Annotated in this window: 14 protein-coding genes; 7 read left to right on the top strand and 7 right to left on the bottom strand. The window is 44.8% G+C overall.

The features are described from left to right. The first annotated feature begins 5 nt into the window (after window positions 1–5). From EYS00_RS05210 to mutT, 7 genes are all read left to right on the top strand, one after another. On the top strand, window positions 6–746 hold the full coding sequence (locus EYS00_RS05210; RefSeq protein WP_130635492.1) for a cell division protein FtsQ/DivIB: 741 nt from the start codon (window positions 6–8) through the stop codon (window positions 744–746). Window positions 747–753: 7 nt separating this feature from the next. Next, window positions 754–1,983, top strand: a complete 1,230-nt coding sequence (ftsA, locus tag EYS00_RS05205) for a cell division protein FtsA (RefSeq protein ID WP_130635491.1) — start codon at window positions 754–756, stop codon at window positions 1,981–1,983. A gap of 103 nt (window positions 1,984–2,086) precedes the next feature. Further along, on the top strand, window positions 2,087–3,256 hold the full coding sequence (ftsZ, locus tag EYS00_RS05200; protein ID WP_130635490.1) for a cell division protein FtsZ: 1,170 nt from the start codon (window positions 2,087–2,089) through the stop codon (window positions 3,254–3,256). 205 nt (window positions 3,257–3,461) lie between these two features. After that, a complete protein-coding gene (gene lpxC / locus EYS00_RS05195) occupies window positions 3,462–4,373 on the top strand; it encodes a UDP-3-O-acyl-N-acetylglucosamine deacetylase (protein WP_130635489.1) in 912 nt (303 codons plus the stop codon). 200 nt (window positions 4,374–4,573) lie between these two features. Continuing rightward, complete coding sequence (locus EYS00_RS05190; RefSeq protein WP_130635488.1) at window positions 4,574–5,452, top strand: M23 family metallopeptidase; 879 nt, start codon at window positions 4,574–4,576, stop codon at window positions 5,450–5,452. A 138-nt stretch (window positions 5,453–5,590) separates the two neighbouring features. Beyond that, the gene (secA, locus tag EYS00_RS05185) at window positions 5,591–8,296 is read left to right on the top strand and encodes a preprotein translocase subunit SecA (protein ID WP_130635487.1); all 2,706 of its coding nucleotides are present in this window, start codon (window positions 5,591–5,593) and stop codon (window positions 8,294–8,296) included. After that, complete coding sequence (mutT, locus tag EYS00_RS05180; protein ID WP_130635486.1) at window positions 8,296–8,682, top strand: 8-oxo-dGTP diphosphatase MutT; 387 nt, start codon at window positions 8,296–8,298, stop codon at window positions 8,680–8,682. Before secA ends, mutT begins: the two co-directional genes overlap by 1 nt. A 326-nt stretch (window positions 8,683–9,008) precedes the next feature. Here the strand turns inward: mutT and EYS00_RS05175 are convergent, their stop codons facing one another. The 7 genes from EYS00_RS05175 to EYS00_RS05145 form a co-directional block, all read right to left on the bottom strand. Continuing rightward, a complete protein-coding gene (locus tag EYS00_RS05175) occupies window positions 9,009–9,875 on the bottom strand; it encodes an aspartoacylase (RefSeq protein WP_130635485.1) in 867 nt (288 codons plus the stop codon). 14 nt (window positions 9,876–9,889) lie between these two features. Beyond that, window positions 9,890–10,117 (bottom strand): DNA gyrase inhibitor YacG, encoded by a 228-nt coding sequence (yacG, locus tag EYS00_RS05170; RefSeq protein WP_130635484.1) that lies wholly within the window; start codon window positions 10,115–10,117, stop codon window positions 9,890–9,892. A gap of 36 nt (window positions 10,118–10,153) precedes the next feature. Continuing rightward, window positions 10,154–10,906 carry a cell division protein ZapD gene (zapD, locus tag EYS00_RS05165; protein WP_130635483.1) on the bottom strand — a complete coding sequence of 251 codons (753 nt, stop codon included), beginning with the start codon at window positions 10,904–10,906 and terminating at the stop codon, window positions 10,154–10,156. A 119-nt stretch (window positions 10,907–11,025) separates the two neighbouring features. Beyond that, on the bottom strand, window positions 11,026–11,637 hold the full coding sequence (gene coaE / locus EYS00_RS05160) for a dephospho-CoA kinase (RefSeq protein ID WP_165399315.1): 612 nt from the start codon (window positions 11,635–11,637) through the stop codon (window positions 11,026–11,028). Further along, window positions 11,637–12,536 (bottom strand): A24 family peptidase, encoded by a 900-nt coding sequence (locus EYS00_RS05155; protein WP_130635481.1) that lies wholly within the window; start codon window positions 12,534–12,536, stop codon window positions 11,637–11,639. Before EYS00_RS05155 ends, coaE begins: the two co-directional genes overlap by 1 nt. Before the next feature lie 61 nt (window positions 12,537–12,597). Then, window positions 12,598–13,809, bottom strand: a complete 1,212-nt coding sequence (locus tag EYS00_RS05150) for a type II secretion system F family protein (RefSeq protein WP_130635480.1) — start codon at window positions 13,807–13,809, stop codon at window positions 12,598–12,600. A gap of 73 nt (window positions 13,810–13,882) precedes the next feature. Beyond that, window positions 13,883–14,311 (bottom strand): prepilin-type N-terminal cleavage/methylation domain-containing protein, encoded by a 429-nt coding sequence (locus tag EYS00_RS05145; RefSeq protein ID WP_130635479.1) that lies wholly within the window; start codon window positions 14,309–14,311, stop codon window positions 13,883–13,885. Window positions 14,312–14,379 lie beyond the last annotated feature (68 nt).

Here is a 14,379-nt window from a genome sequence, read left to right as displayed (position 1 = left end):
AAGCTATGGCAAAAGATACAAAAAATAAAAGTACGCTCTGGGGCGGCATTGTATTTTTGCTATTAGTGTTGTCATTCATAGTGTATGCCGGAATAAAAGCGCACACTTATTTGCAAGATGAACAGCAAATGCCGGTGCAAGTTATTGATTTTTCAGGGAGCTACCAGTACGTTGATATTGGTAGACTGGAAGGTCTAATACGGCGTTCGCAGCCAGGTAGTTTTTTTGCTCTGGATGTAAACGAGGTATATGAGCTTTTGGAAGCTCAGCCATGGATATATCGCGCTTCGGTGCGGAAGCAGTGGCCGAATAAACTGAATATTTACGTGGTAGAACAAACGCCCGTAGCCCGTTGGAACGGAGATTTAATACTCAACCCCTACGGAGATACATTCAGTCCTGAGGGAGTGACGATTTCGCTTCCAGATTTGTTTGGACCAGGGGGAAGCGAGAAAACTGCCCTTGAGGGATACAACACTATGCATGCGTTGTTATCTACCATGGATATGCAGATTGCAGAGTTGTCATTGAGTGAGCGTTTTGCGTGGCAATTGCAACTTGAATCGGGCATAAAACTAAATTTAGGGCGTCAGGCATTTATTGATAGATTACAACGGTTTATTGATATCTATCCGCTACTGATGCAACAGGAGAAGGCGGTGAGCTACGTCGACCTTCGATACGATACAGGTGTAGCTGTGGGATGGCGAGATGCATCCGGCAGCACGACAGATGAAGAGAGTTAATAAAACCATGTCAAAACCGTCTGAACGCGATTTGATTGTAGGGCTAGATATAGGCACCAGCCAGGTGAAAGCCGTGGTAGGTGAATTACTAGACGATGATCAGATCAGTATTGTTGGCGTGGGAACCCATGCAGCAAAAGGTATGGACAAAGGCGGTGTAAACGACCTAAACCTAGTGGTGAAGTCGGTACAAAGAGCGGTTAACGAGATGGAGTTAATGGCTGATTGCCGTGTGTCCTCGGTGTTTATGGCGATTTCAGGCCGTCACGTTAAGTGTCAAAACGAGAACGGTATGGTGCCTATTAACAACCAAGAAGTGACACAAGAAGACGTAGATAATGTCATCCATGCGGCTAGAAGTGTACCTATTGCTGCTGAGCGACGTTTATTGCACGTGTTACCACAGGAATTTACCATTGATGTACAAGAAGGCATCAAGAATCCAATAGGAATGTCTGGTGTACGTATGGAAGCCGACGCACACATTATCACCTGTGCTGATGACATGGCTAAAAACCTCGTAAAATGCGTTGAGCGCTGTGAGTTAAATGCTGATCAGCTCATTTTCTCAGCATTAGCATCGAGCTATGCTGTACTTACCGATGATGAAAGAGAGCTGGGCGTATGTGTTGTGGATATCGGTGGTGGTACCATGGACATGGTAATCTATACCGATGGTGCTATTCGCCATACGGCAGTCATTCCAGTTGCGGGTAATCAAATTACCAGCGATATTGCTAAAATTTTTAGAACGCCTATCAGCAATGCAGAGGAAATTAAGGTTAACTATGCCTGTGCATTAAAAGATATGGTGAGTATGGAAGATAGTATTGAGGTGCCCAGCGTGGGCGGCCGTCCAGCTAGAGTGATGTCTAGACATACTTTGGCTGAGGTTATTGAACCTCGATATCAAGAATTGTTCGAGCTGGTACATGACGAAATAAAAGCCAGTGGATTGGAAGAACAAATTGCCGCTGGTTTGGTATTGACCGGTGGAACCGCCAAGATGGAAGGGGCGGTGGAATTCGCAGAAGAACTGTTTCAAATGCCTGTGCGTGTAGGTAATCCGATTAATGTGAAAGGTTTGTCGGAATATGTTGATGACGCTGGCTTTGCAACTGTGGTTGGTCTTCTGCAGTATGGAAAAGCGCAAACTGATAATAAGAAATCCAGTAAGCAGCGTTCAGGTGAAAGCTTATTTCATCGACTGCAAAGCTGGTTTAAAGGTGAATTTTAATTTTTAGGGGCGCTATGGCGACGTTATGACAATGTGCAGGGAGTGCGACATTGGAAATTCATGATTACGCATAGTGTTAAAGACGTACAACCGGAGAGTAAGTATGTTCGAGTTAATGGATAATCACGGCGAAGAAGCCGTAATTAAAGTTATCGGTGTCGGCGGCGGTGGTGGAAACGCTGTTGAGCACATGGTAAAGCAAAGTATTGAGGGCGTTGAATTTATCGCGGTAAACACCGACGCTCAGGTATTGAGAAGCTCAAGTGCCGATGTGACCTTGCAGATTGGTTCAAGTGTAACCAAAGGACTAGGTGCCGGCGCGGATCCTAATGTAGGTAGAGAAGCTGCTCAAGAAGACAGTGAGACCATTCGTCAAGCGCTTGAAGGTGCTGATATGGTTTTCATCACCGCTGGTATGGGTGGTGGCACGGGTACAGGTGCTGCGCCAGAAGTGGCTAAGATTGCTCGTGAAATGGGGATTCTGACGGTAGCAGTTGTTACTAAGCCTTTCCCTTTTGAAGGTAAAAAGCGTACATCATTTGCTGACCAAGGTACGGCTGAATTAGCGAATAATGTTGATTCATTGATCACCATTCCCAATGAAAAACTACTTAAAGTGATGGGGCCGGGCACACCGCTTCTTCAAGCATTCAGTGCGGCAAATGACGTACTTCGCGGCGCGGTTCAAGGTATTGCTGAATTGATTACTCGCCCTGGTCTAATCAACGTTGACTTCGCCGACGTTAAGACTGTGATGTCTGAAATGGGCAAAGCTATGATGGGTAGTGGTGCTGCAAACGGTCCAGATCGCGCTGAAGAAGCAGCAGAATCTGCTATTGCCAGCCCATTGTTAGAAGACATCGACCTATCAGGTGCTCGCGGTATCTTGGTGAATATTACTGCAGGTCCTGACTTTGCTATCGACGAGTTCGAAACTGTCGGTAATGCGGTTAAAGCATTTGCTTCTGAAAACGCAACCGTAGTTGTTGGTACTGTTATTGATATGGAAATGACAGACGAACTCCGAGTGACGGTTGTTGCAACAGGTATTGGCGCTGAACGCAAACCAGATATCTCGTTGGTTAGTTCTGAAGGCGGTCGTTTGGGACAACAAGCACCAAAGGAATATGGTGTTGGTGGTTCTTCAGACTCTCGTCCTGCGGTGGGCGGCACAGAGGGTAATCAGGCACTTAAGCCAGAGGATGATGCTCAGCCTGGAAACGATTTGGAATACCTAGATATTCCGGCGTTTTTGAGAAAGCAAGCTGATTAAACTGAACTGACCGGGAACTTTTTGCGCGTAAATACGTACTTAGCTTTGTGAAAGGTAAGTTGCACCACGGTCAAATTCGTGGAATAGTGGTTGAAAAGTAAACGTTTTGTTTAGTTTTGTGGTCAAAATTTGATTAATTTTGACATGTGAGTACTAACTCACTATAATTCGCGGCCGCTTTTTAAGATAGGTAAAAGCTCGTAATATGATTAGACAACGTACAATACAGCGCCCAGTTCAAGAAACTGGAATAGGGCTCCACAAAGGTGAGAAGGTCACAATGACTCTCCGACCTGCGCCTGCTAACACTGGAATTGTGTTTAGGCGTGTTGACCTTCAGCCTCATGTTGATATTCCGTCCCGCGCAGATGCGGTAGGGAATACTATGTTGTGTACGTGTTTAAACAACGAAGATGGTGTGACTATTCAAACGGTGGAACATCTTGCTTCAGCGTTGGCGGGTTTGGGTATAGACAACATTATTGTCGAAGTTGACAGCAACGAGCTACCTATCATGGACGGTAGTGCAAGCCCGTTCGTATTTTTACTTCAGTCAGCAGGCATTGAAGAGTTGAACGCACATAAGCAGTTCATCCGCATCAAAAAGCCTTTACGAGTAGAAGAAGATGATAAGTGGGCAGAACTTGTTCCCCACGACGGTTTTCGTGTCGATTTCCAAATCGACTTTGATCATCCGGTTATCAGTCAAACACGTCAACACATGGTGATGGACTTCGACTCATGCTCTTATGTAGATGAAGTAAGTCGTGCCCGAACCTTTGGGTTCATGCGAGATTTAGAGTACATGAACGCGAATAATTTGGCTCTCGGTGGAAGCATGGAAAATGCCGTTGCATTGGACGACTTCCGAGTATTGAACCCTGAGGGTTTGCGTTATGACGATGAATTTTTGAAGCATAAAATTCTTGATGCCATCGGTGACCTATATCTTGGTGGTCACAGCATTATTGGCGAACTCCGTGCTTATAAAACTGGACATGGATTGAATAACAAGTTGCTAAACGCGTTGTTAGCGCAGGCAGATTGTTGGGAATTTGTCACCTTTGATTCTCAAGAAGCTGCGCCAATTCGATACTTGCAACCAGCTCTAGTATAAATTAATTCAATTAAAAGGCCGCCTTTGGGCGGCTTTTTTACGGGTAGCTTTTGTAGCTATTGTTGTTTAAAGTAGAAAAATATAATTAAATCGAGTACTTAGTGGCTTGCTTTTCGTCGAATGACTATCACGATGTTGCCAATTGTGATGAGCAACGAACAGGGTTACACTGTACGCAATAATAATAATGTATCTGTAGTATGAAACTAACAATAACACTATCTGGCGGGGCAAAACGTTACAGACGCAGTATCAGTGTACGTACACTGGTCAGCGTTACCGTCTTGTCGTCGTTGTTTATGTTAGTATCGAGTCGTTCTACAGAGTCTGTTTCAGAAGATGTTGCGCGAATACGATTAGCGCAATCAGACTTAGAAGAAACACAGTCTGACGTGAGTGACTTAAAACGCAATACGTCAGACAAACTTAATGCATTGCTTGTGCACATTGCATCATTGTCGGCAAAAGTTTCCTTACTCGACGAACAAGGCAAGCAAATAGCAGAAGAATTAGGAATGGATGCGGCTGACCTGGACGCATTCGTACCAAGATCGATTCCCGATGACCTACAACAAGACCCAATACTTAACGAGATTGCTTTGCTTGAGCAATCCCTAGATGTTAAGTCTCAACAACTTTCTATGCTTGAAAGTTTGGTCAAAGGTCACCATATCCACGAACAGAGTCAGTTATCTGGTCGTCCGATAGCGTCGGGATGGTTGTCGTCTTATTATGGTATGCGAGCTGACCCCTTTACTGGGAAGCCAGCTATGCATAAAGGGTTAGATTTCGCTGGTAAAGCCGGTGATGACGTAATTGCTACCGCTTCGGGTATTGTTACTTGGGCAGGTGATAGATACGGTTACGGGCATCTAGTGGAAATCGACCATGGTGATGGTTTTGTTACTCGATATGGGCACAATGACGAATTGTCTGTGTCTGTTGGTGATGTGGTTGTCAAAGGACAGCCGATTGCAACGATGGGGAACACGGGGCGCTCAACCGGTGCTCACGTACATTACGAAGTCATAAAAGATGGTGAACCAGTCGATCCTCTACCTTATGTTTATGGAAGGTAATTAAGGTAGCAGCCAGGTAGTAAGCGTCGCGCTTACGTTCTAAAATCGCATAGCCTCACTTTGGTGTGGCGAATAACGTTAATCGTAGTTGCGCTCAATGTGAGTTGCATCTCGACAAGTAGTGGAAATAACAAGCTAATGTTTGCAAGCATCCTGACAAAAGTATTCGGTAGCCGAAACGACCGTCTTCTAAAAAAATTACAAAAAAATGTAGATGCCATTAATGCATTGGAAGCCGAGTTCGAAAAGCTTTCAGACGAAGAGTTAAAGGGAAAAACTGCTGAGTTTAAAGCGCGTATTGAAAAGGGTGAAACCCTTGACGCCATACTGCATGAAGCTTTTGCTACTGTTCGAGAAGCTAGCAAACGTGTTTACGGTATGCGTCACTTTGACGTACAGATGCTGGGTGGACAAGTACTTCACCAAGGTAAAATTTCTGAGATGCGCACAGGTGAAGGTAAAACCTTAACGGCAACGCTTCCCACCTATTTACACGCGTTATCAGGTAAAGGTGTTCATGTGGTAACAGTGAACGATTACCTTGCCCGTCGTGATGCCGAGTGGAGTAATCAGTTATTCAATTTCCTAGGCATGAGAGTAGGTTGCAACATTCCCGGTATGGCACCAGAACAGAAGCGTGATGCCTATCAAGCTGATGTTACCTACGGTACCAACAATGAATTTGGGTTTGACTACCTTCGCGATAACATGGCTTTTAGCCCTCAGGATCGTGTACAGCGCCCACTTAATTTCGCGGTAGTGGATGAAGTTGACTCGATCCTTATCGACGAAGCTCGAACGCCATTAATTATTTCAGGTCAAGCGGAAGACAGCTCAGAGCTGTACCGTAAGATAAACACGCTCATTCCAAAACTTGTTCAACAAGAGGAAGAAGACGAAGAGGGTAAAGAGGGTGATGGCGATTTCACTATCGACCTCAAATCAAAACAGATCCACCTTACCGAGCGTGGTCAGATTCACGTAGAAGAAATTCTTCAAGAAGCCGGAGTGCTTCCAGAAGGCGAATCTTTGTTTGCCGCAGGCAATATCTCGTTATTGCATCATATTAATGCAGCGTTAAAAGCACACAAATTGTTTGCTAAAGACGTCGATTACATCGTTAAAGACGGCCAGATAGTTATCGTTGACGAACACACTGGACGTACTATGGAAGGACGTCGCTGGTCTGAGGGCCTTCACCAAGCTGTCGAAGCGAAAGAAGGTGTTCGTATTCAAAATGAAAACCAAACCCTTGCTTCGATTACGTTCCAGAATTACTTCCGCTTGTACAATACCCTGTCGGGTATGACAGGTACTGCCGATACTGAAGCCTTTGAATTTCAGCATATTTATGGTTTGGAAACTGTGGTTATTCCTACCAATAAACCAATGCAGCGTAAAGATAAGCCTGATCTTATCTACCTTACTGCAGAGGAAAAGTACGAAGCTATTGTTGAAGATATCAAAGCTTGCGTAAAACGAGGTCAACCGACCTTGGTAGGTACTGTGTCTATTGAGAATTCTGAGTTACTTTCTCGTGTACTTAAGAAGAGTAAGATCCCACACAAAGTACTTAATGCTAAATTCCACGAGCAAGAAGCTGATATTGTTGCTCAAGCGGGTAAAGCAGGGGCTGTAACTATTGCTACCAACATGGCAGGCCGCGGTACGGATATCGTACTGGGCGGCAACATGCAGGCAGAAATTGATAAAATTGATAACCCTACTGAAGCTCAACTCGCCAAAATAAAAGAAGAGTGGCAAGCTCGCCACGATGCAGTGCTCGAAGCTGGTGGCCTACATATTATCGGCACAGAGCGTCATGAATCTCGCCGTATTGATAACCAGTTACGTGGTCGTTCTGGCCGTCAGGGCGACCCGGGTTCAAGCCGCTTTTATCTATCACTAGATGATGCACTGATGCGTATTTTTGCCTCTGAAAAAATGGGCAACATGATGAAGCGTCTGGGCATGGAGCGTGGTGAGGCCATCGAACACCCTTGGGTAACTCGCGCTATCGAAAACGCCCAGCGTAAAGTAGAGGGCCGTAACTTTGATATTCGTAAGCAACTTCTAGAGTATGACGATGTTGCGAATGATCAACGTAAAGTGATTTACGAGCAACGCAATGAATTGCTCGATGAAGGCGATATTAGCGAAACTATCGCTGTCATCCGTGAAGACGTAGTCACTGGTGTAATTGATGAATACATCCCGCCACAATCCCTTGAGGAAATGTGGGATGTAAAAGGGCTAGAAGAGCGCCTCAAAGCAGATTTCTCGGTAAACCTACCATTACAAGAATGGTTGGATAACGACGACAAACTGTATGAAGAGAAGCTACGTGAGCGTATCTTAGGTGACATCAGTGCGGCTTATGCTGAAAAAGAAGCTGTGGTTGGTGCACCGGTACTTCGTCAGTTTGAAAAAGCAGTAATGTTGCAAAACTTAGACAGTCACTGGAAAGAGCACTTGGCGGCAATGGACCATTTGCGTCAAGGTATTCACTTACGTGGCTACGCGCAGAAAAATCCTAAACAAGAGTATAAGCGCGAGTCGTTTGAGCTGTTCTCAGGCATGTTAGAAGCGCTGAAAGTTGAAGTTATAACTATTCTTGCCCGAGTAAAAGTAAAAGCAGAAGAAGATGTTGAAAAGGTTGAACAACAACGTCGTCAAGCTGACAATGGTCCTAAGAACTTCCAACACGAGAGTGCTTCAGCGGTACCTGAAGATGCTAAAAAACCAAGTACTGCTGTAAGAGAAGGTCCTAAAGTTGGGCGTAATGACCCTTGCCCGTGTGGTTCTGGCAAAAAGTACAAGCAATGCTGCGGTAAGCTAAACTAGTGTCAGTGGTTCATGTTGCAGTAGGCGTTATTCTTAAAAAGGGTAATGTCTACATCACGCGCCGCGCACAAAATGCGCATCAAGGTGGTAAGTGGGAGTTTCCAGGCGGTAAGGTAGAGCCTGGAGAAACAGTTACCCAAGCGCTAGCACGGGAACTGGCTGAAGAGGTGGGTATTGATGTATCCGATAGCGAACCTTTGATACTCATCGAACACGATTACAGTGACAAGTCAGTCAAGCTAGACGTTCATACCGTGACTGATTTCGATGGCGAACCCTTCGGCAAAGAAGGCCAAGAAGGAACTTGGGCTCCCATAGCGGCTCTAAATGAATATACCTTCCCTAAAGCTAACGAAGTCATCATCCAAAAGCTGCGAGAAAAATAAAGCAAGAAATGCTAACCCGTTAAGCGTGGCCGGTGGTACAAGCCCTTGTAGAGGGAGCGGTGGACTTTTTATAGCACGCCAGTTCCATCCATGGGGCTCAGCTTCGGCATCCATGCCTCAGATGGCTATAAAAAGTCCACCACTCCCTCTCTAGCACGTCCTACAGGGTGTTTTCGTATCTGACTAGCATTGCTCTTAAGCGCATTTTTAGTATCAAAAAATCAAGTACCGCTGATACCAAAAAAACGAAGCCTAACTTTATTAGATAGGCTCGTTGTATGAATTAGACTGCCCTGAGCTTCCTTTCAGTAGCTATAACAGATACATCAAATCTCGCATTTGTCTGCAGTGGCGAAAGCGATGTGAAGTTTGCTGTAGGCGGCTTCATTGATGAAGTGAGGGAAGGTAACTTCGTTACCCCACCATCCAATGGTTTCGCCATTGAATGCTCTGAACACAGGATCGCCTGGGAGTAGGGGGGCAAAATCATTGTCTTGTAAATCGCGGTGAACCATTGCCGTTCGCTCACCTTTGTCATCAAGTGGAAACGACACGGTTTCTCCCAACCTGAAGGCCTCGCAGGGAGTTTCAACCAATGATTCGTTCTCATTATAGTGGGCACAGAAGGTAAGTATGGCGATTGCCATTTTTTCTACGAGTTTATAAACGTCTTCTCGCATGACGCCTTGGGGTTGTGCGCCAACCTCAATCATGACCCCTTTTTTACCCACAGTGCAAAGGTAACCGTGTTCTTCAAAAGGTTTTTCATCTTCAACTAGAATAATGGCTTCAGGCATTACGTGCTTAACGTAGCGAGCGAGCTGAGTATTGAAGTGATCCGTTTCTAAGATAATAAGAGTGGCGCCCATGTTGCTCGTGGTATTGTGAATATCCACAACAAGTTCTGTAGTTGATGAGCCTTTAGGGCCAAATTCTTGGTTGAACTGTTCAGCACACTTAGCTTCAAGAGTGTCCTTTTGCTCTGCAAGCGCTTGGTAAGTAAATTGTCTATTTAGGTCTTCGTCAACAAAGCGAACGTTGTCTTTGATTGCGCTATGATTGGCTATGACTAAACCCAAATTCAAAGAAGCTAAATGCTCGGGAACACCATGCTGTTTCCAATGGTTAATCAATTGAATACCGCTGGTTTCGTTTCCATGAGTACCACCAACCAAAACTACCTTTCCTAACATGAGGGGTCCTTACATTAGTGTGAAAAAAATTGGTCGCCTTGTTTGGCGAGCATGGCTTCGATTTCTTCAACGTCAATGGCATCTGGTGAAGGCGTTTCTTCTGGCTTCGCAGCTATTTTATGTTCTTCTGTTGCCCACTCGCCTAAATCGATGAGCTGGCACTTTTTACTGCAAAACGGTCGGTATAGACTTTCTTCTGACCACTCGACAGTGGCAGAGCAAGTGGGGCAATCTACTTTCATAAGTTGGGCGAATACAAAAAAGGGGGTAGGTGAAGTCTAACAGGCTGCTAGGCTAAACTGAATATCTGAATTTACCGAGTTTGACTGGTGGGCTTCAGGGTTAAACCACATAAAGCGCAAGGCATAACGATATTTGTTTCCACTGAGAGTGGGGTAGTAGCCGTCATTGACGCTACACTTTATTCTTATCAGCTCATTTTTGTCTTCGGCAGTGCCTTGGAAGAATCCATTGGCTGCAAGGGTAGGACTAAAATGTCCTCGCTCACGAATGAACGACAGGCTCACCTCGATGGCATCATTTAGCAGGGCTAAATCAGACAGCCAGCGAGAGATATCTTGTTGCTTTTGTGCTTCGGGTTGCTGAAGCCAAAAGTGTAAGTTAGGTAAATCAAAACTACACGCGCCACCAGGAATAGCGAAGCGCTGTCGAATAGAACTGAGGAGCTTGTCTTCTTTTAGGTTATTACAGAACTTTCGGTCAGCTTTTAATCGCTCGCGCAAAGCGAGGACGGTTTTTAATGCGCTCTCTAGGGCACTGCTATCTATCTTGGGGTGTTGTGACCAATAGACGAGATTTTTTTCATGGGCGTCTAAGTCTTTACTAATATCTGTGCGCAGGTCTAGACGCTCAATTAGGTCCAACAAATCAAACAACTGAGAAAAAAACACCAGCTGTAGCTGATTGTTTTGAGGGCTAGAAGTACTTTTTAATTGACCAAGCAGTTGCTCGACGCGCAAATAGTTACGCATCTTCTCCTTTAAAGGAAATTCAAACACTGCTTCGCTCATGGATACCCTTTTAAACACAGTCACTTAGATTTAAAGACTAAAGCAAGAATTAGGTGATGCCAAGTTGGAATTAAAAAGAACACTAGTTTTGATACTTAATGGGTAAAAAAGTTGCAAATTTACCCTGTTTTGTTGATATCGACGATGAGCTCGTTGTACAGCGTATCGACAGCTCGTCCCAAATCTTCCAAAGACGTGCTGTTGTCAATAATGTGAGATGCTGCTGCTTTACGTTCAGTTCGCGTTGCTTGGGCCGCCATAATTCCCTTTATTGTGTCCTCTGAACTGCCATCTCTGCGCATAGCTCGTTGAAGCTGAAGTGATTCCGGGCAATCAACTACTACGACATAATCACACATCGTAGTAAGTTTGTTTTCTACTAAAAGTGGTACAGACAATATGCAAAATGGCCCTTCACATACATCGAGTTGCCTAGACATTTCTTCTCGAATAAGGGGGTGGAGCAAATGGTTTAACCACTCTTTTTCAGCGCTATTGTTGAATACTTTTTCTCTTAGTGCGGGGCGATTTAGCGTTCCATCACTAAGCAATAGCTCTGTACCGAAGTGCTCTACTATGGCCGACAAACCTTTCGTGTCTTTTTCGACGACTTGCCGAGCGACAATATCTGCATCTACGATGGAAATACCTATATTAGCAAAGGCATCTGACACTGCAGATTTACCACTACCGATACCACCTGTTAGGCCAACAACAACTGTCTGTCCCATCAACCAATTAACCAATTTATATAAGCATTAATGATGGAGTCTTTATAAAGCAGAGTTATAAAACCCGCAACCGCAATATAGGGGCCAAAGGGCATTGCCTGCCCATTAACGCTCTGTGCTTCATCGGTTTTCAAGCGGAGAAATATGATCCCAACAATAGCGCCGACTAACGACGAAAGTAAAATAATGATAGGTAGGCCCTGCCAGCCGGTGAACGTCCCCAATGCAGCTAATAGTTTGAAGTCACCATATCCCATTCCTTCTTTGCCAGTCGCTAATTTAAACAACCAATATACAGACCACAGACTGAGATAACCGGCAGCGGCACCAATAATAGCGTCGAACATACCTACGAACACAGATTGAGTGCTGAGTAGAAGCCCTAGCCAAAGTAGCGGAAGTGTGAGTTGGTCCGGTAGCAACATTTTATCGGCATCAATAAAGATTAATGCGATTAAGACGTAACAAACCAGAACTGACCATAATGCGGCTGATGAGGGACCGTAATGCCACGCTGCAAAGGTGCAGACTGCGGCAGTAAACAACTCTACAAGGGGGTACCGTATCGATATCTTGGTTTTACATTGGGAGCATTTGCCCCCTAAGAAAAGGTAACTAATAACTGGGATGTTTTCCCACGCTCTTATTTTATGACCACAATGAGGACAAGTGCTATGCGGTAAGACAAGATTGAATGGCGATTTTGACTCGGTTTTTACTTCGTCGTTGGTGGTTGAAAAATAGCTTTGGTATTCTTCTTTCCAACTATTTTCCATCATAATGGGAAGTCGGTAGATGACAACATTTAAGAAGCTACCCACCATAAGGCTGGTAATAAAAACGATGGCATAGAAAAACGCGGGTAATTCAATACTTACCTGTACAACCGCATCTAGCATAGAGGTTCTCTGATTTATATAGTTGTTGTTTGCAGTGTATTGTACATGGCTGCGTGTATTTCTACACCACGTTACCCATTTCGAATATAGGTAAATACATAGCGACAATAAGTCCGCCTATGACCACGCCCAGAACTGCCATTATCATCGGCTCTAACAGGCTTGTTAGCCCGTCGACCATATCATCGACTTCCGCTTCATAGATAGTGGCGATCTTGCTTAACATCGCATCTACGGCACCAGACTCTTCACCTATGGCAATCATTTGTGTCACCATTTCTGGGAATACCTGAGTCACGCCCATTGCCGTATGCATTGGCATACCGCCAGCCACCTCTTTTCTGATATACAGTATGGCATCTCTGAATACTGCATTGCCAGACGCTCCTGCAGCCGACTCTAATGCTCCGATAAGGGGAACACCTGCAGAAAAAGTAGTTGCCAATGTTCTGGTGAAACGGGCAATTGATGCCTTCTTTAAAATTTCGCCAATCACTGGGATTTTTAAAATGCGTACGTCGAGTTTATCCCTCAATGACGGACTTTTCTTGTAGGTGCGCGCAAATAGATAACCTGCCGTCCCTACACCAGCCGCTAGAAGAATACCGTAGTCTTGCACAAATCTAGAAATACCCAATACAAACTGAGTAAACATGGGAAGTTCAGCACCTGAACTTTTAAAGATATCCTCAAATTGAGGAACAACAAATATCAAAAGAATCGTCGTAACAATAAAAGCAACGACCAGTACGGCAATGGGGTAAAACATTGCTTTCTTGATTTTTGATTTTAGTGCTTCGGCTTTTTCTTTGTAGGTGGCTATTCGCTCGTAGATGGTTTCTAGTGCGCCGGATTGCTCACCGGTAAAGACCAAATCACAATAGAGGCTATCGAATTGCTCTGGGTGTTTTTTTAACGCGGTCGATAAGGGGCTACCTGCCTTGACTTCATTCGCAATGTCACTAAGCATGTTTCGCATGGCGACTTTGCTGTGGCCTTGAGCGATCATGTCTAAAGTTTGTATTAAGGATACACCAGCACCGAGCATGGTGGCGATTTGTCTCGACATTACACAAATGTCAGCGGCATTTATTTTTTGACCACCAGAACCAAACAGCGGTTTGGCGAGCTTCTTAACTTTATTGGCAGAGATACCTTGACGGCGAAGAAGATTCTTTGCTTCAGCGAGAGACGCTGCGGCTATTTCACCCTTGCGGTTATTCCCTTTGCGGTCTTTTCCTTGCCAAGTAAATGTTAAACTTGCTTTGGCCATGATAATGAGACTTTGTGGTCGGAAAGGTCATTAGCCCAGCGGGTGCTGGGCTAATTCATTCAGAAACTTGTGATTAACACAAAGTGGTAGGAGTACACGCTGTAGCCCATGTTACGCGACCACCAGATACACTAGGCGTTAAAACATAAGTTGCAGCATTGCTTGAAGCATCAACAATGCCTGAATTAGGAGAAGCAGTTGCAGTGATCACACCATTCTCAGTACCTACACCAACAATTGCACCTGAAGCGCTTACGTCTGCTGGGATACCACTTGTGCCACCGTCGCAAAGTGCTAGCGAGGTGTCTACAGTTTGAGCACAAATCTCTACCGCCGTTTTTGCTGCCGCCGTTGCGTTTGTGACTTCAGTGAATCGTGCTTTTTCCGTGTAGTTTTGATATGCAGGTAAAGCGATGGCCGCCAATATGCCGATAATAGCAACAACGATCATTAATTCGATTAGTGTGAAACCTTTTTGGTTTTGGGTAGTCATGTTAGTCATGGTATTTCTCCGGTACGTATACAACACGTTTTAACTCTAAAATTGACGGTTCAAATGGACCTGTTACC

It is taken from the genome of Alteromonas sp. KUL49 (genome assembly GCF_006538345.1).
In the GTDB taxonomy this organism is placed as follows: domain Bacteria; phylum Pseudomonadota; class Gammaproteobacteria; order Enterobacterales; family Alteromonadaceae; genus Alteromonas.
The sequence above is the reverse complement of the archived record's forward strand: the minus strand, read 5'-3'. Positions and strand labels throughout refer to the sequence as shown.

Bases quoted from the DNA above. Each gene is read 5' to 3' on its own strand.
- EYS00_RS05210 (WP_130635492.1), top strand. From the start codon at position 6: ATGGCAAAAGATACAAAAAATAAAAGTACGCTCTGGGGCGGCATTGTA.
- ftsA (WP_130635491.1), top strand. From the start codon at position 754: ATGTCAAAACCGTCTGAACGCGATTTGATTGTAGGGCTAGATATAGGC.
- ftsZ (WP_130635490.1), top strand. From the start codon at position 2,087: ATGTTCGAGTTAATGGATAATCACGGCGAAGAAGCCGTAATTAAAGTT.
- lpxC (WP_130635489.1), top strand. From the start codon at position 3,462: ATGATTAGACAACGTACAATACAGCGCCCAGTTCAAGAAACTGGAATA.
- EYS00_RS05190 (WP_130635488.1), top strand. From the start codon at position 4,574: ATGAAACTAACAATAACACTATCTGGCGGGGCAAAACGTTACAGACGC.
- secA (WP_130635487.1), top strand. From the start codon at position 5,591: ATGTTTGCAAGCATCCTGACAAAAGTATTCGGTAGCCGAAACGACCGT.
- EYS00_RS05175 (WP_130635485.1), bottom strand. From the start codon at position 9,875: ATGTTAGGAAAGGTAGTTTTGGTTGGTGGTACTCATGGAAACGAAACC.
- yacG (WP_130635484.1), bottom strand. From the start codon at position 10,117: ATGAAAGTAGATTGCCCCACTTGCTCTGCCACTGTCGAGTGGTCAGAA.
- zapD (WP_130635483.1), bottom strand. From the start codon at position 10,906: ATGAGCGAAGCAGTGTTTGAATTTCCTTTAAAGGAGAAGATGCGTAAC.
- coaE (WP_165399315.1), bottom strand. From the start codon at position 11,637: ATGGGACAGACAGTTGTTGTTGGCCTAACAGGTGGTATCGGTAGTGGT.
- EYS00_RS05155 (WP_130635481.1), bottom strand. From the start codon at position 12,536: ATGCTAGATGCGGTTGTACAGGTAAGTATTGAATTACCCGCGTTTTTC.
- EYS00_RS05150 (WP_130635480.1), bottom strand. From the start codon at position 13,809: ATGGCCAAAGCAAGTTTAACATTTACTTGGCAAGGAAAAGACCGCAAA.
- EYS00_RS05145 (WP_130635479.1), bottom strand. From the start codon at position 14,311: ATGACTAACATGACTACCCAAAACCAAAAAGGTTTCACACTAATCGAA.